This window comes from Streptomyces sp. NBC_00019, from assembly GCF_045041015.1.
Lineage (GTDB): Bacteria > Actinomycetota > Actinomycetes > Streptomycetales > Streptomycetaceae > Streptomyces.
Window position 1 is genome coordinate 7,418,398 of sequence record NZ_CP108302.1, and the last position, 26,256, is coordinate 7,444,653.

A 26,256-nucleotide genomic window follows, 5' to 3' on the forward strand; every position below is an offset into this window, starting at 1 on the left:
CGACAGCCGCACAGGAACCCTCTCGCCTCCGGCTGACGCGTCCATCGGGCACTCGGGTACCGCAACCCCACGCGGCAATCTCGCCGTGCCCAACCACGTCAAATCCAGGAGAACCCACTCCCGTGGCAGTCAAGATCAAGCTGAAGCGTCTGGGCAAGATCCGTTCGCCTCACTACCGCATCGTCATCGCCGACTCCCGCACCCGTCGTGACGGCCGTGCGATCGAGGAGATCGGCCTGTACCACCCGGTGCAGAACCCCTCGCGCATCGAGGTCGACTCGGAGCGCGCGCAGTACTGGCTGGGTGTCGGCGCGCAGCCGACCGAGCCCGTCCTCGCCATCCTCAAGCTGACCGGCGACTGGCAGAAGTTCAAGGGCCTGCCCGCCCCGGCTCCGCTGCTCGTGGCCGAGCCGAAGGCCACGCGCCCGGTGTTCGACGCCCTCGGTGGCGACGACGAGGGCAAGGGTGAGGCCATCACCCAGAAGAAGAAGGCTGAGAAGAAGGACGAGGCTGCCGCCGAGTCCGAGTCGACCGAGGCCTGAGCATGCTCGAGGAGGCTCTCGAGCACCTCGTGAAGGGCATCGTCGACAACCCTGACGATGTGCAGGTCGCCTCGCGCGACCTGCGTCGCGGGCGTGTGCTGGAGGTCCGGGTCCACCCCGACGACCTCGGCAAGGTGATCGGTCGCAACGGCCGCACCGCACGCGCTCTGCGTACCGTCGTGGGCGCCATCGGCGGCCGTGGTGTCCGCGTCGACCTCGTCGACGTCGACCACGTCCGCTGACGCCAAACGCAGCACCGGCTCGGGCCGGGGAGGGCCACTGGGCCGTCCCCGGCCCGTAGTCGTACCTACAGGAGAACAAGCACAGTGCAGCTGGTAGTCGCTCGCATCGGCCGTGCCCACGGCATCAAGGGCGAGGTCACCGTGGAGGTCCGCACCGACGAGCCTGAGCTGAGGCTCGGGCCCGGCGCCGTACTGCTCACGGACCCCGCCTCCACCGGCCCCCTCACCATCGAGACCGGCCGCGTCCACAGCGGGCGCCTCATCGTGCGCTTCGAGGGCGTGAAGGACCGCAGCGCCGCGGAGGCCCTCCGGAACACCCTCCTGATCGCCGAGGTGGACCCGGAGGAGCTGCCCGAGGAAGAGGACGAGTACTACGACCACCAGCTGATGGACCTGGACGTGGTCACCAAGGACGGCGTGGAGGTCGGCCGGATCACCGAGATCTCGCATCTGCCCTCCCAGGACCTCTTCATCGTCGAGCGGCCCGACGGCAGCGAGGTGATGATCCCGTTCGTCGAGTCGATCGTCACCGAGATCGACCTCGAGGAGCAGCGGGCGGTGATCGACCCGCCGCCCGGGCTGATCGACGACCAGGCCGAGATCGCGTCGTCCAAGGAAGACAGCGCATGAGGCTCGACGTCGTCACGATCTTCCCCGAGTACCTCGAACCCCTGAACGTCTCCCTCGTCGGCAAGGCACGCGCACGTGGACAGCTGAACGTCCACGTCCACGACCTGCGCGACTGGACGTACGACCGCCACAACACCGTCGACGACACCCCGTACGGCGGCGGCCCCGGCATGGTCATGAAGACCGACCCGTGGGGGGACGCGCTGGACTCCGTGCTGGCCGACGGCTATGACACGGGCTCCCACGCGCCCGCCCTCATCGTCCCCACGCCCAGCGGCCGTCCCTTCACCCAGGAACTCGCCGTGGAGCTCTCCGAGCGGCCCTGGCTGGTCTTCACGCCCGCCCGCTACGAGGGCATCGACCGCCGCGTCATCGACGAGTACGCGACCCGGATGCCCGTCTACGAGGTCTCCATCGGCGACTACGTCCTCGCCGGCGGCGAGGCGGCCGTCCTCGTCGTCACGGAGGCCGTGGCCCGGCTGCTGCCCGGTGTCCTGGGCAACGCCGAGTCCCACCGGGACGACTCCTTCGCGCCCGGTGCCATGGCGAACCTCCTGGAGGGCCCCGTCTACACCAAGCCGCCCCGGTGGCGCGGCCGGGAGATCCCGGAGACGCTGCTCAGCGGCCACCACGGCAAGATCGCCCGCTGGCGGCGCGACGAGGCGCTCAAGCGCACCGCGGCCAACCGGCCCGACCTCATCGAGCGCTGCGACCCCAAGGCCTTCGACAAGAAGGACCGCGAGATGCTCTCCATCCTGGGCTGGGCGCCCGATCCGGCAGGGGAGCCGTACGGCCGATTTTGGCGTCGGGTCGACGACGTGGAACAATAGGTCGCTGTTGTGCGTCGTCCGGCGTGCGCCCCTGCCACAGGGGGACACGACGCCCGCCCCGGCACGGACAACATCCTCCGATACACCTAGCTCCCGCCTATGACCTGTGGCATGGGTGAAGAAAGCAGACGAAATGTCTCACCTGCTCGACTCCGTCGACAGCGCGTCGCTGCGCACCGACATCCCGGCCTTCCGCCCGGGTGACACCGTCAACGTCCACGTCCGCGTCATCGAGGGCAACCGCTCCCGTGTGCAGCAGTTCAAGGGCGTAGTCATCCGTCGCCAGGGCGCCGGTGTCCGCGAGACCTTCACGGTCCGCAAGGTCTCGTTCTCCGTCGGCGTGGAGCGCACCTTCCCGGTGCACACCCCGATCGTCGAGAAGATCGAGCTCGTGACCCGCGGTGACGTGCGTCGCGCCAAGCTGTACTACCTCCGCGAGCTGCGCGGCAAGGCCGCGAAGATCAAGGAGAAGCGCGACAACTGATCTCGCCTTCCGAGGTCCACAGAGGGGCCGGATAGCATCTGGCCCCGATGGACACCGAAGCACAGCAGACGGAGCGCGACCGCTCCTCCCGCCCTTCCGAATCCGAGGCGATCTCGGACACAGGGGGTCAGGAGGGACGGTCGCGTTTCGCGTTGGTGTCACGGATCACCGAGTGGCTTCCCGGTGGCCGGATCAGCCTGACCCTGTTGGTCTGCCTGCTGTTTTTGCTGTCCCTCAACGCTTTCGTGGCGCAACCGTTCCAGATTCCCAGCGGATCCATGGAAAACGGATTGAGGATCGGGGACCGGGTTCTCGTAAATAAGTTGGCGTACCGTTTCGGTGCCGAGCCGCGGCGCGGAGATGTAGTGGTGTTCGACGGAACCGGGTATTTCGGGGATGCGGACTACATCAAGCGCGTAGTGGGTGTGGGGGGAGACCACGTGGTCTGCTGCGACAAGGAGGGGAGGATCAAGGTGAACGGCCGGTCGGTCGACGAGTCGTCGTTCCTGTATCCCGGTGACTCTCCGTCCTCGGTGGACTTCGACGTCGTCGTGCCCGACGGCACCCTCTTCGTCCTCGGCGACCACCGCGGCGAGTCCAGCGACTCCCGCGACCACCTGGGCTCGCCCGGCGGCGGCATGATCCCCGTGACCGAGGTGATCGGCCGCGCCGACTGGGTCGTATGGCCGACCGCGCACTGGACCCGGCTGCACCGACCCGACGCCTACGCGCGGGTGCCCGCCGCGGCAGGTGCCGATGGGTAATCGCGGCAAACCGCGCGGTGTGCCCAGCGACGCCGCCGACAACCTTCTGCCCACCGGTGTCCGGCGTGCCTCCACTCCCTCCGGCGGTCGTACGCGCGCGGAGCGGCGCAAGCTCCAGCGCAAGGTCAAGCGGCGCCGCAGGCGCTCCGCCGCCAAGGAGATACCGCTTCTCGTCGGTGTCGCCGTGCTGATAGCCCTGGTGCTGAAGACCTTCCTCGTGCAGGCCTTCGTGATCCCGTCCGGCTCCATGGAGCAGACGATCCAGATCGGCGACCGGGTGCTGGTCGACAAGCTCACCCCGTGGTTCGGCTCCAAGCCGCAGCGCGGGGACGTCGTGGTCTTCAAGGACCCGGGCGGCTGGCTGCAGGACGAGCAGACGACGACGAAGAAGGAAGACCCCGTCGTCATCAAGCAGATCAAGGAGGGGCTCACCTTCATCGGCCTGCTGCCGTCCGACAACGAGAAGGACCTCATCAAGCGGGTCGTCGGCGTCGGCGGGGACCGGGTCAAGTGCTGTGACGCGGAAGGGCGTGTCACCGTCAACGGCGTCCCGCTCACCGAGGGGGACTACCTCTATCCCGGCAACGCTCCGTCGACGCAGGAGTTCGACATCACCGTCCCCCAGGGGCGGTTGTGGGTGATGGGTGATCACCGGGCCAACTCCGCGGACTCCCGCGCGCATCAGGACACCGACTACGGCGGTACGGTCTCCGAGGACTCGGTGGTGGGACGGGCGAGGGTCATCGCCTGGCCCTTCGGTCACTGGAACAGCCTCGACGAGCCGAAAACATACTCATCCATTACCGACTCGGCCGCCGGGTCGACTGCGGCTCCCCAACTGTCGCATAGGGTTGCCTCCGACGATCCGAACGGAACGATCCAGCTCCCGAGCCCTGCGGAACTCCCGCTCGTTATGGGAGTGGTGGGCCTGCACCGTATATGGGGCAGGCGGCGGCACAGAGTAAGGAGTTGGCGTGGGGGATGTGGCGGTTGGCGCACGGTCCGGGCACGACGGCGAGGAGCACCGCGGACGCCCCGTGGACGCGGCCGACCCGGCCACGGACGACGCCGTGACCTCCGGGAGTGACTCCGCGGCGGACGAGCGGACACAGCCCGGGGACGACGGGCCGGGCGACTCGGCCCCCAAGCAGAAGAACCAGCGCTCCTTCTGGAAGGAGCTGCCGATCCTGATCGGTATCGCGCTCGTCCTGGCGCTGCTGATCAAGACGTTCCTGGTGCAGGCGTTCTCGATCCCCTCCGATTCGATGCAGAACACCCTTCAGCAGGGTGACCGCGTCCTGGTCGACAAGCTCACCCCGTGGTTCGGTTCGGAGCCCGAGCGCGGCGAGGTCGTCGTCTTCCACGACCCCTCGCAGTGGCTGGCCGGCGAGCCGACCGCCGACCCGAACGCCATCCAGACGTTCCTCAGCTGGATCGGCCTGATGCCGTCCGCCGAGGAGAAGGACCTCATCAAGCGCGTCGTCGGCGTCGGCGGCGACACCGTCGAGTGCAAGGGCACCGGTCCGGTGAAGGTCAACGGCAAGGCGCTGAGCGAGTCGGCGTACGTCTACCCGGGCAACACCCCGTGCACGGTCGACGACATCGGCGGCCAGTTCAAGGTCAAGGTGCCCGAGGGCTACATCTGGGTCATGGGCGACCACCGCCAGAACTCGCGTGACTCGCGGTACAACCAGGACGACAAGTACCACGGCATGGTCCCGGTCGACGAGGTCGTCGGACGCGCCATCGTGAAGGCCTGGCCGATCAACCGCTGGGGCACGCTGCCGGTCCCGGACACCTTCGACCAGGATCTGAGCGCCCGGTCCGCCGCCTCCACCGCGCTGTCGGTGGCCCCGCAGGGCCTCGCGCTCGCGGCTGCGGTGCCGGTGGTGCTCTGGCGCCGGCGGAAGATCGAGCTGGCCGAGACCCGCTGACCGGCTGACCTAGGGAAACCTTTACGGAGCGGGTGACCTTCGTCGCTGGTGAGGGGCTGACCGTGTTGGGTACCGCCGGGTAGGGTGCGGACCCATGGGTGGCGAGAGCACGACACGTACGGCCCCGCGCAGCGGAGGCACGAACACGGGCCCGGTGGGCAGCCGGACCGGACAGCGACTGTCCGGGCTGGCCGTCGCGCTGGGCCTTGTGCTGTTCCTCGGCGGGTTCGCCTGGGGAGCGGTGGTCTACCGGCCGTACACCGTGCCCACCAGCTCGATGGCGCCCACCATCGACGCCGGCAACCGGGTGCTGGCACAGCGTGTCGACGGCGGTGAGATACGCCGGGGCGATGTCGTCGTCTTCACCGACAAGACCTGGGTGTCCAACGCCCCCGTGGTCAAGCGCGTGGTCGCGGTCGGCGGCGACACGGTCGCCTGCTGCACGGACGGCAAGCTGACCGTCAACGGCAAGCAGATCGACGAGCCGTATCTGCCCGCGGGCAGCGCGGCCGAGTGGAAGACCATCCCGTCCGTGACGGTCCCCGAGGGACGTCTGTTCCTGCTGGGTGACGAGCGGCAGGGCTCCCTGGACTCCAGCGCCCATCTGACGGACGCCGCCAGCGGCACGGTCGCGCGGTCCGCCGTGACGGCCCGCGTCGACGCCGTCGTATGGCCGATGAACGGCATGCTGAAGGAGCCGACCGGCTTCGAGAAGCTCGGTGCGCTCTCCGCGCCGGGCCCGCTGCGGACGATCACGATCCTGATCGTGGCCGGTGCGGTGCTCGTCCTCGGCGGCGGCGCCTACGGCCCGGTCGCCAAACTGCTCGGCCGCGGCCGTTCCCGGACCCGGACGGAGCCCGTGGGTGCACGCTGAGGCTTCGGCGGACACCTATGAGGGCGGACTGCGCAAGGTCGCCAGGGTGGTGCTCCTCGACCCGGACGACCGCATCCTCCTGCTGCACGGCCATGAACCGGACGATCCGACGAACGACTGGTGGTTCACCCCGGGCGGCGGTATCGAGGGCGACGAGACTCGTGAACAGGCCGCTCTGCGGGAACTCGTGGAGGAGACCGGCATCACCGATGTGGAGCTCGGTCCGGTGCTCTGGCGGCGGATGTGCTCCTTCCCGTTCGCGGGGCGTCGGTGGGACCAGGACGAGTGGTATTACTTGGCGCGGACGGCCCATACGTCGGATGTGGTGCCCGGGGCCGGGGCGCTGACCGAGCTGGAGCGGCGCAGCGTCTCCGGAGCGCGCTGGTGGACGTGTCAGGAACTGACCCGGGCACATGAGACGGTGTATCCGACCAGACTCGCCGAGTTGCTCCGCAGGCTGCTCGACGAAGGACCCCCGGCCACGCCCGTGACCCTCGACCCCGAAATCGTCTAGGGGCTGACGGGACTGGCGCACAATGGTGGGACCGCACGGCTGAAGGGGAACATGCCATGAGCGCCGAGGACCTCGAGAAGTACGAGACCGAGATGGAGCTGAAGCTCTATCGGGAGTACCGCGATGTCGTCGGTCTGTTCAAGTACGTGATCGAGACCGAGCGGCGCTTCTATCTGACCAATGACTACGAGATGCAGGTGCACTCGGTTCAGGGTGAGGTGTTCTTCGAGGTGTCGATGGCGGATGCGTGGGTGTGGGACATGTATCGGCCGGCTCGGTTCGTGAAACAGGTGCGGGTGCTCACGTTCAAGGACGTGAACATCGAGGAGCTCAACAAGAGTGATCTGGAGCTTCCGGGCAGCTGACGTCGCCCCGTCGGGGTGACGGAGTTTTCCACAACCGCTGAGTAGCCCACCAAGATCAACTTGGTGGGCCGGTGTGCGTGACGGTTGGCGCCGGAGGTGGTGCCGACATGAACACACATCAGGCACGCAGTGCACTCGGAAGGTACGGCGAGACGCTGGCCGCGCGGCGGCTGGCGGAGGCCGGTATGACGGTCCTGGAGCGCAACTGGCGCTGTGGCAGGACAGGCGAGATCGACATCGTGGCACGGGACGGGGACGTCCTGGTCGTCTGCGAGGTCAAGACACGCCGGACGGGTGCCTTCGAGCATCCGATGGCCGCGGTGACCCCTGAGAAGGCGGAGCGGCTGCGGGGTCTCGCCGCCTGCTGGATCCACGCCCACGGAGGAGCACCGCCGGGCGGCGTCCGCATCGACCTGGTGGGCGTCGTCCTGCCGAACCGCGGCGCACCCGTCGTCGAGCACGCGCGGGGGGTGGCCTGACATGGGGTTCGCTCGTACGTGCTCGGTGGCGCTGGTGGGCGTCGAGGGCGTGGTCGTGGAGGTCCAGGCGGATCTGGAGCCCGGGGTGGCGGCGTTCACGCTGGTGGGGTTGCCGGACAAGAGTCTTACGGAGAGCAAGGACCGGGTTCGGGCGGCGGTCGTGAACTCGGGTGGCGGGTGGCCGCAGAAGAAGCTGACGGTGGGGCTCAGCCCGGCGTCGGTGCCGAAGGCCGGCTCGGGCTTCGATCTCGCCATCGCGTGTGCGGTGCTCGGCGCCGCCGAGCGGATCGACCCGCGGGTGCTCGCCGACATCGTGATGATCGGAGAGCTGGGCCTCGACGGACGGGTACGTCCGGTCCGGGGCATCCTGCCGGCGGTGCTGGCCGCCGCGGACGCGGGCTATGAGCAGGTCGTCGTGCCGGAGTGCGCCGCCGTCGAGGCCTCGCTGGTACCCGGTGTCTCCGTGCTGGGTGTGCGCAGTCTGCGACAGCTGATCGCGGTCCTCGCGGACGAGCCGGTTCCCGACGAGGAGCCGGACGAGCCGGGCCGCCCCGATCCGCTCATGGCGGGCCTGCGGGTGCCGGGCACCGGCGCGGCCACGGGGATGCACAGCATGGGCGCCGCACAGCAGGACTACGGCCACGACCTGGCCGACGTCGTGGGCCAGCGTTCGGCCCGTACGGCGGTGGAGGTCTCGGCGGCCGGCGGCCACCATCTGTTCCTCCAGGGGCCGCCCGGCGCCGGCAAGACGATGCTCGCGGAGCGGCTGCCCGCCGTCCTGCCTCGGCTGACCCGCGTGGAGTCGCTCCAGGTCACGGCGGTGCACTCGGTGGCGGGTCTGCTGCCGCCGGGCAAACCGCTGATCGACGTCGCGCCCTACTGCGCCCCGCACCACTCGGCCACCATGCAGGCACTCGTCGGAGGCGGTCCGAGCATCGCCCGGCCCGGTGCGGTGTCGCTGTCCCACCGGGGAGTTCTCTTCCTGGACGAGACCCCGGAGTTCAGCAGCCAGGCCCTGGACGCACTGCGGCAGCCCTTGGAGGCGGGCCATGTGGTGATCGCCCGCAGCGCGGGTGGCGTGCGGTTCCCGGCGAAGTTCCTGATGGTGCTGGCGGCCAACCCGTGCCCCTGCGGACGCTTCTCGCAGACCGACGACTTCTGCGAATGCCCGCCCTCGGCGATCCGCCGGTACCAGGCCCGGCTCTCCGGTCCGCTGCTCGACCGGGTCGACCTGCGGGTGGAGGTGGACCGCGTCACCCGGGCCCAGCTCACCGAGCGCGGCGCCCGGGGCGAGTCGACCGCGACGGTGGCCGACCGGGTGCGGGCGGCCAGGGAGCGGGCCGCGGCACGCCTCACCGGCACCCCGTGGCTGACCAACAGCGAAGTGCCGGGCCGTGAGCTGCGCAGCCGCTGGCACGCGGTACCCGGCGCGATGGACGAGGCCGAGCGCAACCTCGAACGCGGCGTCCTGACGGCCCGCGGACTCGACCGGGTCCTGCGCGTCGCCTGGACCGTCGCCGACCTGCTCGGACACGACCGCCCCGACGCGACCGACGTCGCCCTCGCGCTGCAACTGCGCACCGGGGTCCCCAGGGGCGTACCGATGGCCATCGGAGCGCACACGTGAACGCAGGCCAGGACCCGGACGGCGAACTCCTCGCCCGTGTCTTCCTCACCCGTGTCGTCGAGCCCGGTGACGAGGTCGCCGGGCGGTGGGTGCGGGAGTTCGGGGTGTGTGAGGTGGCCCGACGGGTGCGGGAGGGGCGGGAGGTCTCGCTGCCGGGGGTGACCGGGAAGCGGTGGGGCGGGCTGGTGGCTCGGGGGAGGGTGGCCGAGCCGGACGCCGATCTGCGGGTCGCGCGGGACTCCGGGGTGCGGTTCGTGTGTCCCGGGGACGCCGAGTGGCCCGGACAGCTCGACGACCTCGGTGACGCGCGGCCCCTGGGGCTGTGGGTGCGCGGGGCGCCCAGCCTGCGGATGTGGGCGCTCAGGTCGGTCGCCGTCGTGGGCGCCCGGGCGTGCACCGAGTACGGGGCGCATATGGCGGCCACCCTCGCGTGCGGTCTCGCCGAGCGCGGCTGGGTCGTCGTTTCCGGCGGAGCCTACGGAGTCGACGGGGCCGCTCACCGCGGTGCCCTCGGCGCCGGCGGGGCCACCGTCGCCGTGCTGGCCTGCGGGGTCGACCGGCCCTACCCGCCGGGGCACACCGAGTTGATCACCAGGATCGCGGAACAGGGCCTGGTGGTCGGGGAGTTGCCGCCCGGCGACCATCCGACGCCGAGCAGGTTCGTGCTGCGGAACCGGGTGATCGCCGCGCTGACCAGAGGGACCGTGGTGGTCGAGGCCGCCTATCGGAGCGGTTCCCTCGTCACCGCGCGGGCGGCGCAGCGGCTCGGCCGGCACACCATGGGCGTGCCCGGGCCCGCCACCAGCGGACTCTCCGCCGGGGTGCACGAGCTGCTGCGCGGGGACGCGGTGCTCGTCACGGACGCCGAGGAAGTCGTCGAGCTGGTCGGCGACATGGGAGAGCTCGCCCCGGACCGGAGAGGACCCGTCCTGCCGCGCGATCTGCTCCCACCGGGCGCCCGGCGGGTCCTCGCCGCGCTGCCGTCACGCGGCGCGGCGACCGCGGCCGAGGTCGGGAGCGGTGCGCAGACGACGCAGGACGACGCGATCGCGAGACTGTACGAGCTCCGATCACTTGGTTACGTCGAACGACACGGCGACGGCTGGAAGTTGACACGCCAGGCGATGGTCTCCGTCCGGAGCGGTCGGAGTCGATGTTGACCGAGCGTGTTCGGCCGTCCGGGGGATCCCCGACAGCCTTGGGAATTCCCGCAGTTGGCCCCGCCGCCCGGTCACGCAGAGCTACCGCCGTGACCCGGCGGGGCGGTCAAAGGAACGTATCTGCGCACAGCTTCCGCCACGCACTTCGCACACCGCGACACTTCAGTCACGCTACGCTCACGGGGATTCCGGCACAGACCGGCACCACGGCATCGAACTCGACATCAGGCAGACAGCTCACCCAGGCACGCCTCATTCACGGCAGAACGGCACAAGGCGACGAATGCCCCAGCACACCTCCGGGTCCGACCGGGCGGCGATCCACCCAGCCGCCCGCGACGGTAGCGTGCGGCCGCCCGCTCCCTCGACCCTCGACGAACTGTGGCGTTCGTACAAGGGGACGGGCGACGAGCGGCTGCGGGAGCAGCTGATCCTGCACTACTCGCCGTTGGTGAAGTACGTGGCGGGCCGGGTGAGCGTGGGTCTGCCGCCCAATGTGGAGCAGGCCGACTTCGTGTCCTCCGGGGTCTTCGGGCTCATCGACGCGATCGAGAAGTTCGACATCGACCGGGAGATCAAGTTCGAGACGTACGCGATCACGCGGATCCGGGGCGCGATGATCGACGAGCTCCGGGCGCTGGACTGGATCCCGCGCTCGGTGCGGCAGAAGGCGCGCAACGTCGAGCGGGCGTACGCGACGCTGGAGGCGCGGCTGAGGCGGACGCCCAGCGAGGGTGAAGTGGCCTCCGAGATGGGGATCGCGGTGGACGAACTCCACGCGGTCTTCAGCCAGTTGTCGCTGGCGAACGTGGTGGCACTGGAGGAGCTGCTGCATGTCGGGGGTGAGAGCGGGGACGGGCTCAGCGTCATGGACACGCTGGAGGACACCGCCGCCGACAATCCGGTCGAGGTGGCCGAGGACCGGGAGCTCAGACGATTCCTGGCGCGGGCCATCAACACGCTGCCCGAGCGGGAGAAGACCGTGGTCACGCTCTACTACTACGAGGGGCTCACGCTCGCCGAGATCGGGAACGTGCTGGGTGTGACCGAGAGCCGGGTCAGCCAGATCCACACCAAATCGGTGCTGCAACTGCGCGCGAAACTGGCCAGCTTCGGTCGGTGACCTGGCCGAATGACGAGCGTCGGGACGAGTGACTCCCGCCAGGGGTGGCGCGTCCGTAGAGTGGACGGCGTGCCAAGGATTCGAGCGGCCTCCGTGGCCGAGCACCGGTCGATGCAGCGAGCCGCCCTGCTGGACGCGGCTCGGTCGTTGCTGTCCGAGGGTGGGACGGAGGCGCTGACGTTTCCGGCTCTCGCCGAGCGGACGGGGCTGGCGCGGTCGTCCGTGTACGAGTACTTCCGGTCGCGGGCCGCGGTGGTCGAGGAGCTGTGCGAGGTCGACTTCCCGGTCTGGGCCGCGGAGGTGTCGGCGGCGATGGCCGCGGCCGAGGGGCCCGAGGCGAAGGTCGAGGCGTATGTGCGGCAGCAGCTGGCCCTGGTCGGGGACCGGCGGCATCGGGCTGTCGTGGCCATCTCGGCCAGTGAGCTGGATGCGGGGGCCCGGGAGAAGATCCGGGCCGCGCACGGTGAGCTCGTGGCGATGATCGGGCAGGCGCTCGGGGAGATGGGGCACGCGGAACCCCGACTTGCCGCGATGTTGCTGCAAGGGGTTGTGGACGCGGCTGTGCGGCGGATCGAGCTGGGGGCCGCGGAGGATCCTTCGGTCATCACCGACGCCGCTGTGACTATGGCTCTGCGGGGTGTTCGAGGCTGACGTCAGGGTTCGGCAGCGGTACTCCCAGTACCGGCAGGAGCCTCGACGGGCCCCTGTGCAGCAGCCACGGTGGCAGCAGTGACAGCGGGTCCAGGTAGACCTCCCCTTTCCGCAGGCCCCAGTGCACGCACGGAGCCGTGCAGTGCGAGCCCGTCGCCTCCACCGTGCCGAGCACCTCGCCGGGCGCCACCTCGTCGCCCTTCTCGACCGTCGCCGTCACCGGTTCGTACGTCGTACGCAGGTCCGTGCCGGTGAGTTCCACCGAGACCACGCCCTTGCCGGCCACCCGCCCCGCGTACAGCACCCGCCCCGCCGCCACCGCTCGTACAGGTGTGCCCGGTGCTGCCGCGAGGTCCACACCCCGGTGGCCGCGGCTGTACGCCGTCGCCGGAGGCTCCCAGCCCCGTAGGACCGAGGGACGCACCCCCACCGGCCAGGCGCGGCCGATGGCAGGAACCGAAGGGTCCGGGGCGGCCGGCGGGGGCGGGGCCGGGTCGCCCGACACCGGGCCCGCGGCCAGCACCGTCAGCACCAGGGCCAGCAGCAACCCCGGGCCGCCCCCACTCACACATCGCATCGCTCGCATGCCGGAAGCCTGCGGGAAAGGCCGTGATCACGGCCGGGAACTGTGGACCGCTCCCCGCTTGTGGACAGCGGCGTCACCCGGTGCCCCGCGGGTCCCGTACACTTCTACTGGCGATCCGGGTCACCGGGTCGACTTCGCACGCCCCGACACGGCGGCCGGCAACGGTCCCGGTCAGCGCCCCTCGGTCCTTAGTGGCACGGCGCATGTGGGCGTCAGGACATAACCGAGAAACAAGGAGAACGGCCATGGCCGTCGTCACGATGCGGGAGCTGCTGGAAAGCGGCGTCCACTTCGGTCACCAGACCCGTCGTTGGAACCCGAAGATGAAGCGATTCATCTTCACGGAGCGCAACGGCATCTACATCATCGACCTGCTCCAGTCGCTGTCGTACATCGACCGCGCCTACGAGTTCGTCAAGGAGACCGTCGCCCACGGCGGCACGGTCATGTTCGTCGGCACGAAGAAGCAGGCGCAGGAGGCCATCGCCGAGCAGGCGACGCGCGTCGGCATGCCCTTCGTCAACCAGCGCTGGCTGGGCGGCATGCTCACCAACTTCTCGACCGTCTACAAGCGCCTGCAGCGCCTGAAGGAGCTCGAGCAGATCGACTTCGAGGATGTGGCCGCGTCCGGCCTCACCAAGAAGGAGCTCCTGGTCCTCTCGCGTGAGAAGGCCAAGCTCGAGAAGACCCTCGGTGGTATCCGCGAGATGTCCAAGGTTCCCAGCGCCGTCTGGATCGTGGACACCAAGAAGGAGCACATCGCGGTCGGTGAGGCCCGGAAGCTCAACATCCCGGTCGTCGCCATCCTCGACACCAACTGCGACCCCGACGAGGTCGACTACAAGATCCCGGGCAACGACGACGCGATCCGCTCCGTCACCCTGCTCACCCGCGTGATCGCCGACGCCGTCGCCGAGGGCCTCATCGCCCGCTCCGGCGTCGCCACCGGCGACAAGGGTGACAAGGGCGCGGGCGAGCCGCTCGCCGCGTGGGAGCGCGACCTGCTCGAGGGCGAGAAGAAGGCCGAGGAGGCCCCGGCCGCCGAGGCTCCGGCCGCTGCTGAGGCGCCCGCCGAGGCTGCTGCCGAGGCCCCCGCCGCCGACGAGGCCGCCGCGCCTGCCGCCGACGAGGCGCCCGCTGCCGAGGCCCCCGCCGAGGCCACTGTCGAGGCTCCGGCCGCCGAGGCCGAGCAGGCCTGACCCCTCACCCCTTCGGGTCTTTTGACGGCGGGGGCCGACCAGCCCCCGCCGTCAAGCCCGTAGATCTTCAGACTTCGAGAGAGATTCCAGGAATCATGGCGAACTACACCGCCGCCGACGTCAAGAAGCTCCGCGAGCTCACCGGCGCCGGCATGATGGACTGCAAGAAGGCCCTGGACGAGGCCGAGGGCGATGTCGACAAGGCCGTAGAGGCCCTGCGCATCAAGGGCCAGAAGGGCGTCGCCAAGCGCGAGGGCCGCTCTGCCGAGAACGGCGCCGTGGTCTCCCTCATCGCCGACGACAACACCTCCGGTGTGCTGGTCGAGCTGAAGTGCGAGACGGACTTCGTCGCCAAGGGCGAGAAGTTCCAGGCCGTCGCCACCGCGATCGCCGAGCACGTCGCCGCCACCTCCCCGGCGGACCTCGAGGCCCTGCTCGCCTCCGAGATCGAGGCCGGCAAGACCGTCCAGGCGTTCGTGGACGAGGCCAACGCCAACCTCGGCGAGAAGATCGTCCTGGACCGCTTCGCGCAGTTCGCCGACGGTTTCGTCTTCTCCTACATGCACCGCACCATGCCCGACCTGCCCCCGCAGATCGGTGTCCTGGTCGAGCTGGACAAGGCCGACGCCGACCTGGCCAAGGGTGTCGCCCAGCACATCGCCGCCTTCGCGCCGAAGTACCTCTCCAAGGAGGACGTGCCGGCCGACGTCGTCGAGTCCGAGCGCCGCGTCGCCGAGGAGACCACCCGCGCCGAGGGCAAGCCCGAGGCCGCCCTGCCGAAGATCGTCGAGGGTCGCCTCAACGGCTTCTTCAAGGACGCCACGCTGCTCGGTCAGCCGTACGCGCTCGACAACAAGAAGTCCGTCCAGAAGATTCTGGACGAGGCCGGTGTCACCCTGAAGCGCTTCACGCGTATCAAGGTCGGCATCTGAGTCCGTACCGCGAGCGACGTACGGGCCCTATAGGGTCGTCAGTAGTCGTCCGGTACGCCGCCACGCACGCGCGTGGCGGACGACAGCAGATCTGACGAGGAGGCCATTGCCGCGCATGGGATACGAACCAGTTCCCATAGGCAATGGCCTTCTTCGTATGTGCACCATGAGGAGAATCCGATGACCACCAAGGCCCAGAAGAGCGACGACGGCAAAGTGAGCGGCCGGTTTCTGCTGAAGCTGTCCGGAGAGGCCTTCTCCGGCGGCGGGGGCCTGGGCGTGGACCCGGACGTGGTGCACAAGATCGCCCGCGAGATCGCGGCAGTTGTGCGCGACGGCGCGGAGGTCGCGGTCGTCATCGGCGGCGGCAACTTCTTCCGCGGCGCCGAACTCCAGCAGCGCGGCATGGACCGCGCCCGCTCCGACTACATGGGCATGCTCGGCACCGTGATGAACTGCCTCGCCCTCCAGGACTTCCTGGAGAAGGAGGGCATCCAGTCCCGGGTACAGACCGCCATCACCATGGGACAGGTCGCCGAGCCGTACATCCCGCTGCGCGCCGTGCGCCACCTGGAGAAGGGCCGCGTGGTCATCTTCGGCGCCGGCATGGGCATGCCGTACTTCTCCACCGACACCACCGCCGCCCAGCGCGCCCTGGAGATCGACGCCGAGGCGCTGCTCATGGGCAAGAACGGCGTGGACGGGGTCTACGACTCCGACCCGAAGGCCAACCCCGAGGCCGTCAAGTTCGACTCGCTCAGCTACGGCGAGGTCATCACCCGCGACCTCAAGGTCGCCGACATGACCGCCATCACGCTGTGCCGCGACAACAAGCTCCCGATCCTCGTCTTCGAGCTCCTGGCGGAGGGCAATATCGCCCGCGCCGTCAAGGGTGAGAAGATCGGCACGCTCGTGGGTGACCAGGGCAGCCGGGACTGACGATCCGGCAACCAACCCGTCCGGGGGACGGACGGGACGGACCCTGACCGGGGGATGGACAATGTCCTGCCGGTCGGGAACCGTGCAGGAAGAAGACGCGACGCAGCCGGCCGCCGCCCCTCACCAAGGAACCGCAGCCGGGCCTCACTCAAGACACGCAGGAGCAAGTGGTGATCGAAGAGACCCTCCTCGAGGCCGAGGAGAAGATGGAGAAGGCCGTCGTGGTCGCCAAGGAGGACTTCGCCGCGATCCGCACCGGTCGTGCGCACCCGGCGATGTTCAACAAGATCGTGGCCGACTATTACGGTGCGCCGACGCCGATCAACCAGCTGGCTTCGTTCTCCGTGCCGGAGCCGCGCATGGCCGTGGTGACCCCGTTCGACAAGAGCGCGCTGCGCAACATCGAACAGGCGATCCGCGACTCCGACCTGGGCGTCAACCCGAGCAATGACGGCAACATCATCCGCGTGGTGTTCCCCGAGCTGACCGAGGAGCGCCGCCGCGACTACATCAAGGTCGCCAAGGCCAAGGCGGAGGACTCCCGTGTGTCCATCCGCTCGGTCCGCCGCAAGGCCAAGGACGCGATCGACAAGCTCGTCAAGGACGGCGAGGTCGGCGAGGACGAGGGCCGCCGTGCGGAGAAGGAGCTCGACGACGCTACGCACAAGTACGTCGCCCAGGTGGACGAGCTCCTGAAGCACAAGGAAGCGGAGCTTCTCGAGGTCTGATGAACGACTCTTCCTGGGGAGCGCCGCCACAAGCCGGGTACTGGGGGCCGTCCGACCAGGGGCCTGTCCAGGGGGCTGCCCCGGCGGGTCCCGCGTACGATGCGCCTGAGGCGCAGCACACTCGCCCCATGCCCATCGTGCCTGACGGACCTGCCGTGCCCCGATACGGCGACGACCAGGATGACGACCGGGGGGCCGCTCGGCTGAGCGGCCCCTTGTTCCGCGACGAGACCACGTCGGCGCAGCCCCGTGCGGCGGCGCCGCAGAATCCGGAGCCCATGCCCGACGCCCCGCAGCCGGCTCCCGCGCCGCAGAAGAAGAGCGCGGGGCGGGACCTGGGTGCGGCCATAGGGGTCGGCGTCGGGCTCGGTGCGGTGATCGTCGCGTCCTTGTTCGTCGTCAAGGCCGTCTTCGTCGGCGTCATCGCGGTCGCCGTCGTCGTCGGTCTGTGGGAGCTGACGTCCCGGCTCGAGGAGCGCAAGGGCATCAAGGCGCCCCTCGTGCCGCTGGCGGTCGGCGGTGCGGCCATGGTCGTCGCCGGGTACGTCCGGGGGGCCGAGGGTGCCTGGGTGGCGATGGCGCTCACCGCGCTGGCCGTCCTGGTCTGGCGGATGACCGAGCCGCCCGAGGGCTATCTGAAGGACGTCACCGCGGGGGTCTTCGCGGCGTTCTACGTGCCGTTCCTGGCAACGTTCGTCGCGATGATGCTCACCGCGGACGACGGTGCGTTCCGTGTCATGACGTTCCTGGTCCTGACGGTCGTCAGCGACACCGGGGCGTACGCCGTCGGCTGGCGCTTCGGCAGGCACAAGCTCGCGCCGCGCATCAGTCCCGGCAAGACCCGCGAGGGCCTGCTCGGCGCGGTGTCGTTCGCGATGGTCGCGGGTGCGCTGTGCATGCATTTCCTGATCGATGACGGCACCTGGTGGCAGGGTCTGGTGCTGGGCTTCGCGGTCGCTGCCAGCGCCACGCTCGGCGACCTCGGGGAGTCGATGATCAAGCGGGACCTGGGCATCAAGGACATGGGCACGCTGCTGCCGGGCCATGGCGGCATCATGGACCGGCTGGACTCTCTGCTGCCGACGGCGCCGGTGGTGTGGCTGCTGCTGGTGCTGTTCGTCGGTTCCGGCTGATCGTTTCCGTACAGGAGAAGCCCTCGCTTCGGCGGGGGCTTCTTCCGTTCCGGCGGTTCTGTTCTACCGGCTGGTCCAGTGGGACGATTCCTCTGTAAGCCCTCGAAGGGGATCGCCCTGGAAGGAGGGCGTCATGTCCGCCATCCGTGAAGTGATCGACGTCGACCGCAGTCCCGAAGACGTCTATGCGTATATCACCGACCCCTCCCACCTGCCGGAATGGCAGCTGAGCGCCGTCAAGGCCGAGCCGCTCGACGAGGGGCCCGTCCACGCCGGCTCCCGGGTCCGGGTCACCCGGCGCATCGGGAACCGTGAGATTCCGATGACCGTCGAGTTCGACAGGCTCGACCCGCCGTACAGCTGGGATCTGCACGGCATCGAAGGCCCCGTCAGGCCACGTACCCACGGCGAGATCGAGTCGCTCGACGACGGGCGCCGCTCCCGCGTGACGATAGAGATCGACTTCGAGGGGCACGGCCTCGGCAAGGCCCTGGTTCCCCTCGTCGTCCGCCCGCAGGTCCGCAAGGAGCTCCCGCGGGACGAGCAGCTGCTCAAGGAGTGCCTGGAGCGCCCCACCCCCTAGGAAGCGCCCCACCACCTGGGAAACGCACCACCGCCTAGGACGTGCAGACGTCCTTGAGCTCATTCGCGGCGGCGTCGATCCGGCTGCTGTCCGGGTCGGTGTCGCCGTCGAGGATGGACTTGTTGTAGTCGTCGATGGCCTTGTCCAGGTCGTCGACGGCCTTGTCGACCTTGCCGTCGTCCGTGTCGTCGTTGATCTTGTCGAGGTTCTTCTCGATGGTGTCGATGGACTCGCCGGTCTTCGACGGGTCCTTCGCCGCGTCCCAGCCCGCCTCGTGGATCGCCTTGAGACTGTCGGAGATCGTGTCGGCGTTGGTGAGACAGTCGAGCGCGTCGTAGGTGTTCTCGCAGCCGGTGAGGAGCCCGGCGGTCAGTGTGACGGCGGCGACGGTGGTGGCGACGGCGGCGATACGGCGTCCGCGTCGGCGGTTGGCGGCCATGGAACGGGTCCCCTCCTGGAAGGCACAGGGCGCTGCTGCGTTCTGTGTGCCGTCCACGATTCCGCCGTAGGGTCCCCTGCGACGAGGCAGCTGCCTCCCGTATGGGTGGTGGAGCGGGCTACATAGGGGCGGGGCGTATGTGGGTTCCGGACAGCCTGGATCGACTCCGGGAGTGGCTGGAGGGGAACGGCATTCCCCAGGAGTCGTGGGGGACCGACGGGACCAAGTCCGTACAGCACCTGTGGGACGAGATCGAGGCGGGGGAGACGACCTTGGACTCCGAGCCGCCGTTGCGTCGCGTCACCGTCGTCACCCTGCGCATCCGGCAGGGCGGCAAGGAGCTCGTAGAGATCGCGCAGCTGATGGCCGACGGCAGTTGGCGCCCCCGGGACGAAGCCCCCGCCGAGAAGATGAAGCCCGGAGAGCAAGCGGCGGACACGGCACGGCGGTGCGTGGCCGAGGAGCTCGGAGTCGAAGGCCCCGGAGTCGTCGTGGGCCCCGTGTCCGAACGGCGTCTGCGCCGGGACTCGTCGCCGTCGTATCCCGGTCTGGCGTCCGAGTACGTCTTCCACGACGTCGACGTCCAGGTGCCGGGTCTCTCCTCGTGGAACTTCTGGACCAGGGAGGCCGGCGACGGGGCGGTTTCCGCCCATCTCTGGGCGTGGCGGTAGTCGACTGGGGCACTCCGGTTGATCTGCGACACTGGTATGACCATGCCCAAGCCCGGAGAACTCACTTTCGCCGCCCCCCGCGGAGCCAAGAAGCCGCCGCGGCACCTTGCCGATCTCACGCCTGCCGAGCGCAAGGATGTCGTGGCCGAGATCGGTGAGAAGCCGTTCCGTGCCAAGCAGCTCTCGCAGCACTACTTCGCGCGGTACGCGCACGATCCGGAGCAGTGGACCGATATCCCGGCCGGTGCTCGCGGAAAGCTGCAGGAGGCGCTGCTTCCTGAGCTGATGACCGTCGTACGGCATCTGTCGACCGACCAGGGAACCACGCGCAAGACGCTGTGGCGGCTGTTCGACGGGACGCTCGTGGAGTCGGTGCTGATGCGGTACCCGGACCGGGTGACCATGTGCATCAGCTCGCAGGCCGGGTGCGGGATGAACTGTCCCTTCTGCGCGACCGGACAGGCCGGGCTCGACCGGAATCTGTCCACCGCCGAGATCGTCCATCAGATCGTGGACGGGATGCGGGCGCTGCGCGACGGGGACGTGCCCGGTGGGCCCGCGCGGCTCTCCAACATCGTCTTCATGGGCATGGGTGAGCCGCTCGCCAACTACAAGCGGGTCGTGCAGTCCATCCGGGCCCTCACCGACCCCGCCCCCGACGGGCTCGGCATCTCGCAGCGTGGCATCACCGTCTCGACCGTCGGTCTGGTGCCGGCCATCCACCGGTTCTCCGACGAGGGCTTCAAGTGCCGGCTCGCGATCTCGCTGCACGCGCCGGACGACGAGCTGCGCGACACCCTCGTACCCGTGAACACGCGGTGGAAGGTGCGCGAGGTGCTCGACGCCGGGTTCGAGTACGTCGAGAAGTCGGGGCGCCGGCTCTCCATCGAGTACGCGCTCATCCGGGACATCAACGACCAGGCCTGGCGTGGTGACCGGCTCGGGCGGCTGCTCAGGGGCAAGCCCGTGCATGTGAACCTCATTCCGCTGAACCCGACTCCCGGGTCCAAGTGGACCGCCTCCCGGCCGGAGGACGAGAAGGCCTTCGTCGAGGCCATCGCCGCGCACGGGGTGCCCGTCACCGTTCGGGACACCCGTGGGCAGGAGATCGACGGGGCCTGCGGTCAGCTGGCGGCGGGCGAGCGGTAACCTGAGCCCGTACGTACATCTTCATATTCCGACAGGGGAGCGCCACAGCGCTGAGAGTGCGGCAATCGGGCCGCAGACCCTCCGAACCTGGCCCAGGTCATTCTGGGTAGGGAGATCGGTCATTACTCAAGCTGTTGCGCCCTGCCCGGAGCCTTTCAGAGGTTCCGGGCAGGGCCGCGTCTCTTCCTGGTCAACCCAGGAGGAATCCAGTGAGCATCACCAAGAAGGCCACGGTCCTCGCCGTCGGGTTCGGTCTCGTCGCGCTCTCCGCGTGCGGGTCGTCCGACAGCGACAGCGGCGGCGGCGACTCCAAGACCGTCACCCTCGTCAGCCACAACTCGTGGGCCGTCTCCAAGAACGTGCTCGCCGCGTTCGAGAAGGAGTCCGGGTACAAGGTCAAGGTCCTCGAGGACGGTGACGCCGGGCAGGCCGTCAACAAGGCGATCCTGACCAAGGACAACCCGCAGGGCGACGTCTTCTTCGGCGTCGACAACACCCTGCTGTCGCGGGCGCTGGACAACGGGCTGTTCCAGTCGTACGAGGCGAAGGGATCCGACCTGATCCTGCCCGAGTACCGGGTCGACGAGGACAAGCACAGGGTCACGCCGATCGACACCGGCGACATCTGCGTCAACTACGACAAGGCGTACTTCACCGAGCACAAGCTGGACCCGCCGAGCTCGTTCGACGACCTGATCAAGCCCGCCTACAAGAACCTCCTCGTCACCGAGAACGCCTCCACCTCCTCGCCCGGGCTGGGATTCCTCCTCGGGACCGCCGCCAAGTACGGCGACAGCGGCTGGGAGGGCTACTGGACGAAGCTCAAGGCCAACGGCGTGAAGGTCGTCGACGGCTGGGAGCAGGCCTACAACGAGGAGTTCTCGGGGTCCGCCGGCGGCAAGAAGGCCAAGGCCGACCGACCGCTCGTCGTCTCGTACGCCTCCTCGCCGCCCGCCGAGGTCATCTACGCCGATCCGAAGCCGACGACCGCGCCGACCGGGGTCGCCGAGGGGGCCTGTTTCCGGCAGGTCGAGTACGCGGGCCTGCTGAGCAACGCCGGGAACAGCAAGGGCGGCAAGGCGCTCCTCGACTTCATGCTCACCAAGCAGTTCCAGGACGACATGCCGCTGAACATGTTCGTCTACCCCGTGCGGGAGGCCGCCGAGGTGCCCCAGGAGTTCAGGAAGTACGGCCCGCAGGCCAAGGACCCCGAGACCCTCGACCCCGCCAAGATCGCCGACAACCGTGACCAGTGGGTCAAGTCGTGGACCTCGCTCGTACTGAAGTAGCCCCACGCGGGAGCCTCAAGGGGAACGTGACGCGGCTCGGGCTCATGGCCCTGCCCGTCGCGTTCTTCGGGGTCTTCTTCGCCTGGCCCGTCGCCGCGATCGTGGCGCGCGGGCTCAAGGCCGACGGCGCGTGGCAGTTCGGCCGGATCACGGACGTGCTCGCACAGTCCGACATCCGGCACGTCCTGTGGTTCACCACCTGGCAGGCCCTCGCCTCCACCGTGCTCACCCTGCTGATCGCGCTGCCGGGTGCCTATGTCTTCGCCCGCTTCGACTTCCCGGGCATGCAGATCCTGCGGGCGGTCGTGACGGTGCCGTTCGTGCTGCCGACGGTCGTGGTGGGGACGGCGTTCCTGGCACTGGTCGGGCGCGGGGGACTGCTCGACGAGCTGTGGGGCGTACGGCTGGACACGACGGTGTGGGCGATCCTGCTCGCGCATGTCTTCTTCAACTACGCGGTCGTCGTACGGACGGTCGGCGGGCTCTGGGCGCAGCTCGACCCGCGGCAGGAGGAGGCCGCGCGGATGCTGGGCGCCTCGCGCCTCGCAGCCTGGCGGAAGGTGACCCTGCCCGCGCTCGGGCCCGCCGTGGCGGCCGCCGCCCTCATGGTCTTCCTGTTCACCTTCACCTCCTTCGGTGTGGTGCAGATCCTCGGCGGACCGACTTTCTCCACCCTCGAAGTGGAGATCTACCGCCAGACCTCGGAGATCTTCGACCTCGCCACGGCAGCGGTCCTCACGATCATCCAGTTCGTGGCCGTCGGCTCGATCCTCGCTCTGCACGCCTGGACCGTACGGCGACGGGAGACCGCGCTGCGGCTGGTGGACGCGTCCGTGACGGCCCGGCGGCCGCGCGGGGCGGGGCAGTGGGCGCTGCTGGGCGGGGTGCTGCTCACCGTCGTCGTACTCCTGCTGCTGCCGCTCGCCGTGCTCGTGCAGCGCTCGTTCGACGCCCCCGACTTCGGGTACTACCGGGCGCTGACGAAGGCCGACGGGGGAGTGTTCCTGGTGCCCCCGATCGAGGCGATCGGCAACTCCCTCTCGTACGCCGTCGCCGCCACCGCCATCGCGGTGGTGGTCGGCGGCCTCGCGGCGGCCGCGCTGACCCGGCGGGACGCGGGGCGGTTCGTACGGGGCTTCGACGCGCTGCTGATGCTGCCGCTGGGGGTGTCCGCGGTGACGGTCGGGTTCGGGTTCCTGATCGCCCTCGATGAGCCGCCGCTGGATCTGCGGGCCTCGTGGATCCTGGTGCCGCTCGCGCAGGCGCTGGTCGGTGTGCCGTTCGTCGTACGGACCATGCTGCCCGTGCTGCGGGCCGTGGACCATCGGCTGCGGGAGGCCGCGGCCGTGCTCGGGGCATCGCCCTGGCGGGTGTGGCGGGAGGTCGATCTGCCCCTGGTACGACGGGCGTTGCTGATCGCGGCCGGGTTCGCGTTCGCCGTGTCGCTGGGGGAGTTCGGGGCGACCGTGTTCATCGCGCGGCCCGACAATCCGACGCTGCCGGTCGCGGTGGCGCGGCTGCTGGGGCGGGCCGGTGAGCTCAACTACGGCCAGGCGATGGCCCTTTCGACGATTCTGATGGTGGTGTGCGCGGTGGCGCTGCTGGTGCTGGAGCGGCTGCGGACCGATCGGACGGGTGAGTTCTGATGCTGCTGAGCCTTCAGGGCGCGACGGTCCGCTTCGGCGGGCGGGCGGTGCTGGACGGGGTCGACCTGTCGGTCGCCGAGCACGAGATCGTGTGTGTGCTCGGGCCCAGCGGGAGCGGGAAGTCGACGCTGCTGCGGGCGGTGGCCGGGCTGCAGCACCTGGACGAGGGACGGGTGGCGCTGGACGGCCGCGATCAGGTGGGGGTGGCCGCGCACAAGCGCGGGGTCGGACTGATGTTCCAGGATCATCAGCTGTTCCCGCAGCGGGACGTGGGCGGGAACGTGGCGTTCGGGCTGCGGATGCACGGGGCCTCCAAAGCCGAACAGGGCTCGCAGGTACGGGAGTTGCTCGACCTCGTCGGGCTTCCGGGCGCCGGTCGGCGTGCCGTCGCCTCGCTCTCCGGTGGTGAGCAGCAGCGGGTCGCGCTGGCCCGTGCCCTCGCGCCCCGGCCGCGGCTGCTGATGCTGGACGAGCCGCTCGGGCAGCTGGACCGCTCGCTGCGGGAGCGCCTCGTCGTCGAACTGCGTGAGCTGTTCGGGCGGTTGGGGACGACCGTGCTCGCGGTCACCCACGACCAGGGCGAGGCGTTCGCGCTGGCCGACCGGGTCGTCGTGATGCGGGACGGGCGGATCGCCCAGTCCGGTACGCCCCTTGAGGTGTGGCAGCGGCCCGCGGACGAGTTCGTGGCCCGCTTCCTCGGCTTCGAGAACGTCGTGGAGGGCGTGGTCGGCGGGGAGGCCGCGGACACGCCCTGGGGCAAGCTGCCGGTCCCCGTGGACGCCGCGCAGGGCCCGCGGAGTCTGCTGGTGCGGCCCGCGGGTGTGCGGCTCGTGGGTGCCGACGAGGGGCTGCCCTGCACGGTCGCCGCCCGCACGTTCAAGGGCACGCATGTCGCCGTACGACTGCGGCCGGAGGGGGACGCGCCGCGCCTCGAGGCGGCGTGCGCCCTGCGGGAGGCGCCGGAGGTCGGGGACCGGGTCGGCGTGGAGTTCGACGCGGCCGAAATTGTCGTGCTCGGCTGATGCAGGGTCCATAGGGTGCGGGGCATGACGCTGCTCGCCCATGACCGGTACTGCGACGAGATCGCCCACCAGGTCGGCCTGCTGAGGTCCGTGGTGACCTCGGGTGCCGATCTGTCCGTCACTGTGCCGAGCTGCCCCGACTGGTCGCTGGAGCAGTTGGTACGGCACACCGGTGGGGCCCTGCGCTGGGTGGAGCTGATGGTGCGCACCAGGGCGGAGGCCGAAGTCCCGGAGGACCAGGTGCCCTTGGGGGACGGGCCCAGGGTGACGGGAGACGCGGCCGCGCTGGACGCGTGGCTCGCCGAGACCGGCGAGATGCTCGTCGGCACGCTCCGGGAGGCCGGGGCGGACACGGAGGTGTGGGCCTGGGCCGGGATCCCCACCTCCGGCTTCTGGGCCCGCCGGATGGCCCACGAGCTCACGATCCACCGCGCCGACGCCACCCTCGCCGCGGGGCTGCCCTACGAGGTCGCGCCCGACATCGCCGCCGACGCGATCGACGAATGGCTGCAGATCGTGGAGTTCGTGCAGCGGACCGTGCCGCACGACGAGGCCAGGGAGCTGAGGGGCGCCGGGCGCAGCATTCATCTGCACGCCACCGACGGCACGCCCGCGCTCGATGCCGAGCGAAGCGAGATGGGGGTCCCCCCGCCCGAAGGGTGGGGGAGGGTCGTCGAGTTCACCGAGGACGTCATCGTCTGGCGCCGCGGGCACGAGAAGGCGACGGTCGTGCTCAGGGGTCCGCTGACTTCCGTGCTGCTCGCCTTCTACCGTCGACTGCCGCTGGACAGTCCGGAGTTGGAGGTGCTCGGTGAGCGGGAGCTGCTGGAGTTCTGGCTGGAGCGCGCCACCTTCGGGTGACGTTCCCCGGACACGACTGCGGCCCGTCCCCTGACGGAGGACGGGCCGCAGCGGTACTGCTCACGAGACGTCAGCGGGTGCTGCTCGCCCCACGACGACGCATGCCGAAGAAGACAGCGCCGCCACCGATGGCGACCAGGGCCGCGGCGATGCCGGCGATGACACCGGTGTTGGAGTTCGCACCGGTCTCGGCGAGGTTGGAGTCACCGGCCGCGGGGGTCGGCGCGTTGCTCGGCGAGGACGCCGGAGCGGTGCTCTCGCTCTCCGAGACCGACGGGGTCGGGCTGGGGCTCTCCTCCTCGGCCGGCGGGGTGGCGGAGTCCGACGGGGACGGCGTGGCCGTCGGGGTCGGGGACTCCTCCTCCGGCTTGCAGGCCGTGGAGGGGGTCGTCAGGTTCGGCTTGATGTCCGCGCCCTTGATGTAAGGCAGGGCTACGACGTGGACGCGGTACTCCGCGTTGGGCGCCCAGTCCTCCTTGAAGGTGATGGTCGTGCCGTCCTTGGAGCCCTTCACGGTCTGTTCGCCGACCATGCGGACGTCGGCGTTCTTCTCCACCAGGTACACGGAGACGGTGGCCTCGACGCCGGCCTTGTCGACGTCGGTGACGGTGATGACGCCGTTCTTGCCGTCGCACTTGGCTTCGGCGGAGAACTCGTTGATGTTGCATGCCAGCGCATTGCCGGCGGCGCCGAGCGCAAGCGCGGCGGAGGCGGAGGCGACACCGAGGATGCGCACGGAACGTGCGACGGTGCGACGGGATATGGACAGAACTGCCACGTTTGTCCTTTACGGGATGCGCAAATGCGGGGGGTTGAGGGAGAAGTGATGTGACATCACGATCCCCACGAGACTCACAGGT

31 protein-coding genes and 1 riboswitch are annotated in these 26,256 nt (G+C 69.7%); of the genes, 28 read left to right on the forward strand and 3 right to left on the reverse strand.

Annotated features, from left to right (window positions below):
* Nucleotides 1-122 precede the first annotated feature (122 nt).
* The 16 genes from rpsP (at nucleotide 123) to OHU89_RS35165 (ending at nucleotide 12,219) form a co-directional block, all read left to right on the forward strand.
* Entirely contained in the window at nucleotides 123-542 is a 420-nt protein-coding gene (rpsP, locus tag OHU89_RS35090; protein ID WP_046258839.1) for a 30S ribosomal protein S16, read from the forward strand.
* A gap of 2 nt (nucleotides 543-544) precedes the next feature.
* Nucleotides 545-784 (forward strand): RNA-binding protein, encoded by a 240-nt coding sequence (locus OHU89_RS35095; protein WP_005479813.1) that lies wholly within the window; start codon nucleotides 545-547, stop codon nucleotides 782-784.
* Between the two features lie 84 nt (nucleotides 785-868).
* A complete protein-coding gene (gene rimM, locus OHU89_RS35100; RefSeq protein ID WP_266887517.1) occupies nucleotides 869-1,414 on the forward strand; it encodes a ribosome maturation factor RimM in 546 nt (181 codons plus the stop codon).
* A complete protein-coding gene (trmD, locus tag OHU89_RS35105) occupies nucleotides 1,411-2,244 on the forward strand; it encodes a tRNA (guanosine(37)-N1)-methyltransferase TrmD (RefSeq protein ID WP_266887515.1) in 834 nt (277 codons plus the stop codon). Before rimM ends, trmD begins: the two co-directional genes overlap by 4 nt.
* 133 nt (nucleotides 2,245-2,377) lie before the next feature.
* Nucleotides 2,378-2,728, forward strand: a complete 351-nt coding sequence (gene rplS, locus OHU89_RS35110; RefSeq protein ID WP_046258836.1) for a 50S ribosomal protein L19 — start codon at nucleotides 2,378-2,380, stop codon at nucleotides 2,726-2,728.
* 47 nt (nucleotides 2,729-2,775) lie between these two features.
* The gene (gene lepB / locus OHU89_RS35115) at nucleotides 2,776-3,492 is read left to right on the forward strand and encodes a signal peptidase I (RefSeq protein ID WP_267014781.1); all 717 of its coding nucleotides are present in this window, start codon (nucleotides 2,776-2,778) and stop codon (nucleotides 3,490-3,492) included.
* Complete coding sequence (gene lepB, locus OHU89_RS35120) at nucleotides 3,485-4,579, forward strand: signal peptidase I (protein WP_405648965.1); 1,095 nt, start codon at nucleotides 3,485-3,487, stop codon at nucleotides 4,577-4,579. The genes lepB (OHU89_RS35115) and lepB (OHU89_RS35120) overlap by 8 nt, the downstream gene beginning before the upstream one ends.
* The gene (lepB, locus tag OHU89_RS35125) at nucleotides 4,467-5,426 is read left to right on the forward strand and encodes a signal peptidase I (RefSeq protein ID WP_405648967.1); all 960 of its coding nucleotides are present in this window, start codon (nucleotides 4,467-4,469) and stop codon (nucleotides 5,424-5,426) included. Before lepB (OHU89_RS35120) ends, lepB (OHU89_RS35125) begins: the two co-directional genes overlap by 113 nt.
* Nucleotides 5,427-5,520: 94 nt before the next feature.
* Nucleotides 5,521-6,300, forward strand: coding sequence for a signal peptidase I (lepB, locus tag OHU89_RS35130; RefSeq protein WP_266887505.1), 780 nt, complete (start codon nucleotides 5,521-5,523; stop codon nucleotides 6,298-6,300).
* The gene (locus OHU89_RS35135) at nucleotides 6,290-6,814 is read left to right on the forward strand and encodes an NUDIX hydrolase (protein ID WP_266887503.1); all 525 of its coding nucleotides are present in this window, start codon (nucleotides 6,290-6,292) and stop codon (nucleotides 6,812-6,814) included. The genes lepB (OHU89_RS35130) and OHU89_RS35135 overlap by 11 nt, the downstream gene beginning before the upstream one ends.
* A 56-nt stretch (nucleotides 6,815-6,870) precedes the next feature.
* Nucleotides 6,871-7,179, forward strand: a complete 309-nt coding sequence (locus OHU89_RS35140) for a DUF2469 domain-containing protein (protein WP_005311352.1) — start codon at nucleotides 6,871-6,873, stop codon at nucleotides 7,177-7,179.
* A gap of 107 nt (nucleotides 7,180-7,286) precedes the next feature.
* Nucleotides 7,287-7,658 carry a YraN family protein gene (locus tag OHU89_RS35145; protein ID WP_405648969.1) on the forward strand — a complete coding sequence of 124 codons (372 nt, stop codon included), beginning with the start codon at nucleotides 7,287-7,289 and terminating at the stop codon, nucleotides 7,656-7,658.
* A 1-nt stretch (nucleotide 7,659) separates the two neighbouring features.
* On the forward strand, nucleotides 7,660-9,285 hold the full coding sequence (locus OHU89_RS35150; RefSeq protein WP_405648972.1) for a YifB family Mg chelatase-like AAA ATPase: 1,626 nt from the start codon (nucleotides 7,660-7,662) through the stop codon (nucleotides 9,283-9,285).
* Nucleotides 9,282-10,445, forward strand: coding sequence for a DNA-processing protein DprA (gene dprA, locus OHU89_RS35155; protein WP_405648973.1), 1,164 nt, complete (start codon nucleotides 9,282-9,284; stop codon nucleotides 10,443-10,445). The genes OHU89_RS35150 and dprA overlap by 4 nt, the downstream gene beginning before the upstream one ends.
* Nucleotides 10,446-10,728: 283 nt before the next feature.
* Nucleotides 10,729-11,568, forward strand: a complete 840-nt coding sequence (whiG, locus tag OHU89_RS35160; protein ID WP_405648974.1) for an RNA polymerase sigma factor WhiG — start codon at nucleotides 10,729-10,731, stop codon at nucleotides 11,566-11,568.
* Between the two features lie 93 nt (nucleotides 11,569-11,661).
* A complete protein-coding gene (locus tag OHU89_RS35165) occupies nucleotides 11,662-12,219 on the forward strand; it encodes a TetR/AcrR family transcriptional regulator (RefSeq protein ID WP_405654785.1) in 558 nt (185 codons plus the stop codon).
* Here OHU89_RS35165 and OHU89_RS35170 read toward each other — a convergent pair.
* Nucleotides 12,191-12,805 carry a murein hydrolase activator EnvC family protein gene (locus OHU89_RS35170; RefSeq protein ID WP_405648975.1) on the reverse strand — a complete coding sequence of 205 codons (615 nt, stop codon included), beginning with the start codon at nucleotides 12,803-12,805 and terminating at the stop codon, nucleotides 12,191-12,193. The two genes, OHU89_RS35165 and OHU89_RS35170, sit on opposite strands and share 29 nt — an antisense overlap.
* 245 nt (nucleotides 12,806-13,050) lie before the next feature.
* Between OHU89_RS35170 and rpsB the strand changes: the two genes are divergently transcribed.
* From rpsB to OHU89_RS35200, 6 genes are all read left to right on the forward strand, one after another.
* Nucleotides 13,051-14,004: a 30S ribosomal protein S2 gene (gene rpsB, locus OHU89_RS35175; protein WP_405648977.1), complete on the forward strand. Its 954-nt coding sequence runs from the start codon at nucleotides 13,051-13,053 to the stop codon at nucleotides 14,002-14,004.
* Nucleotides 14,005-14,099: 95 nt separating this feature from the next.
* Nucleotides 14,100-14,936 (forward strand): translation elongation factor Ts, encoded by an 837-nt coding sequence (gene tsf, locus OHU89_RS35180; protein WP_266887490.1) that lies wholly within the window; start codon nucleotides 14,100-14,102, stop codon nucleotides 14,934-14,936.
* A gap of 180 nt (nucleotides 14,937-15,116) precedes the next feature.
* Nucleotides 15,117-15,875: a UMP kinase gene (gene pyrH / locus OHU89_RS35185; protein ID WP_405648979.1), complete on the forward strand. Its 759-nt coding sequence runs from the start codon at nucleotides 15,117-15,119 to the stop codon at nucleotides 15,873-15,875.
* A gap of 170 nt (nucleotides 15,876-16,045) precedes the next feature.
* A complete protein-coding gene (gene frr, locus OHU89_RS35190) occupies nucleotides 16,046-16,603 on the forward strand; it encodes a ribosome recycling factor (RefSeq protein WP_266821475.1) in 558 nt (185 codons plus the stop codon).
* Nucleotides 16,603-17,736, forward strand: coding sequence for a phosphatidate cytidylyltransferase (locus OHU89_RS35195; protein WP_405648981.1), 1,134 nt, complete (start codon nucleotides 16,603-16,605; stop codon nucleotides 17,734-17,736). Before frr ends, OHU89_RS35195 begins: the two co-directional genes overlap by 1 nt.
* Nucleotides 17,737-17,869: 133 nt before the next feature.
* Complete coding sequence (locus tag OHU89_RS35200) at nucleotides 17,870-18,319, forward strand: SRPBCC family protein (RefSeq protein WP_405648983.1); 450 nt, start codon at nucleotides 17,870-17,872, stop codon at nucleotides 18,317-18,319.
* A 34-nt stretch (nucleotides 18,320-18,353) separates the two neighbouring features.
* On the opposite strand, the gene OHU89_RS35205 is transcribed toward OHU89_RS35200, so the two are convergent.
* On the reverse strand, nucleotides 18,354-18,758 hold the full coding sequence (locus OHU89_RS35205; protein WP_405648986.1) for a hypothetical protein: 405 nt from the start codon (nucleotides 18,756-18,758) through the stop codon (nucleotides 18,354-18,356).
* A gap of 137 nt (nucleotides 18,759-18,895) precedes the next feature.
* On the opposite strand from OHU89_RS35205, the gene OHU89_RS35210 reads away from it, so the two are divergent.
* The 6 genes from OHU89_RS35210 (at nucleotide 18,896) to OHU89_RS35235 (ending at nucleotide 25,396) form a co-directional block, all read left to right on the forward strand.
* Nucleotides 18,896-19,429, forward strand: coding sequence for an NUDIX domain-containing protein (locus tag OHU89_RS35210; protein ID WP_405648988.1), 534 nt, complete (start codon nucleotides 18,896-18,898; stop codon nucleotides 19,427-19,429).
* Between the two features lie 42 nt (nucleotides 19,430-19,471).
* Nucleotides 19,472-20,578 (forward strand): 23S rRNA (adenine(2503)-C(2))-methyltransferase RlmN, encoded by a 1,107-nt coding sequence (gene rlmN, locus OHU89_RS35215; protein ID WP_405648989.1) that lies wholly within the window; start codon nucleotides 19,472-19,474, stop codon nucleotides 20,576-20,578.
* A gap of 23 nt (nucleotides 20,579-20,601) precedes the next feature.
* Nucleotides 20,602-20,709, forward strand: a riboswitch (TPP riboswitch).
* 78 nt (nucleotides 20,710-20,787) lie between these two features.
* Nucleotides 20,788-21,867, forward strand: coding sequence for a thiamine ABC transporter substrate binding subunit (locus OHU89_RS35220; RefSeq protein ID WP_405648990.1), 1,080 nt, complete (start codon nucleotides 20,788-20,790; stop codon nucleotides 21,865-21,867).
* A gap of 44 nt (nucleotides 21,868-21,911) precedes the next feature.
* Nucleotides 21,912-23,513 carry an ABC transporter permease gene (locus OHU89_RS35225; protein WP_405654787.1) on the forward strand — a complete coding sequence of 534 codons (1,602 nt, stop codon included), beginning with the start codon at nucleotides 21,912-21,914 and terminating at the stop codon, nucleotides 23,511-23,513.
* Nucleotides 23,513-24,535 carry an ABC transporter ATP-binding protein gene (locus tag OHU89_RS35230; protein ID WP_405648991.1) on the forward strand — a complete coding sequence of 341 codons (1,023 nt, stop codon included), beginning with the start codon at nucleotides 23,513-23,515 and terminating at the stop codon, nucleotides 24,533-24,535. The genes OHU89_RS35225 and OHU89_RS35230 overlap by 1 nt, the downstream gene beginning before the upstream one ends.
* 24 nt (nucleotides 24,536-24,559) lie before the next feature.
* The gene (locus OHU89_RS35235) at nucleotides 24,560-25,396 is read left to right on the forward strand and encodes a maleylpyruvate isomerase family mycothiol-dependent enzyme (RefSeq protein WP_405648992.1); all 837 of its coding nucleotides are present in this window, start codon (nucleotides 24,560-24,562) and stop codon (nucleotides 25,394-25,396) included.
* A gap of 70 nt (nucleotides 25,397-25,466) precedes the next feature.
* Here the strand turns inward: OHU89_RS35235 and OHU89_RS35240 are convergent, their stop codons facing one another.
* Nucleotides 25,467-26,174, reverse strand: a complete 708-nt coding sequence (locus tag OHU89_RS35240) for an LAETG motif-containing sortase-dependent surface protein (RefSeq protein WP_405648993.1) — start codon at nucleotides 26,172-26,174, stop codon at nucleotides 25,467-25,469.
* Nucleotides 26,175-26,256: the final 82 nt, after the last annotated feature.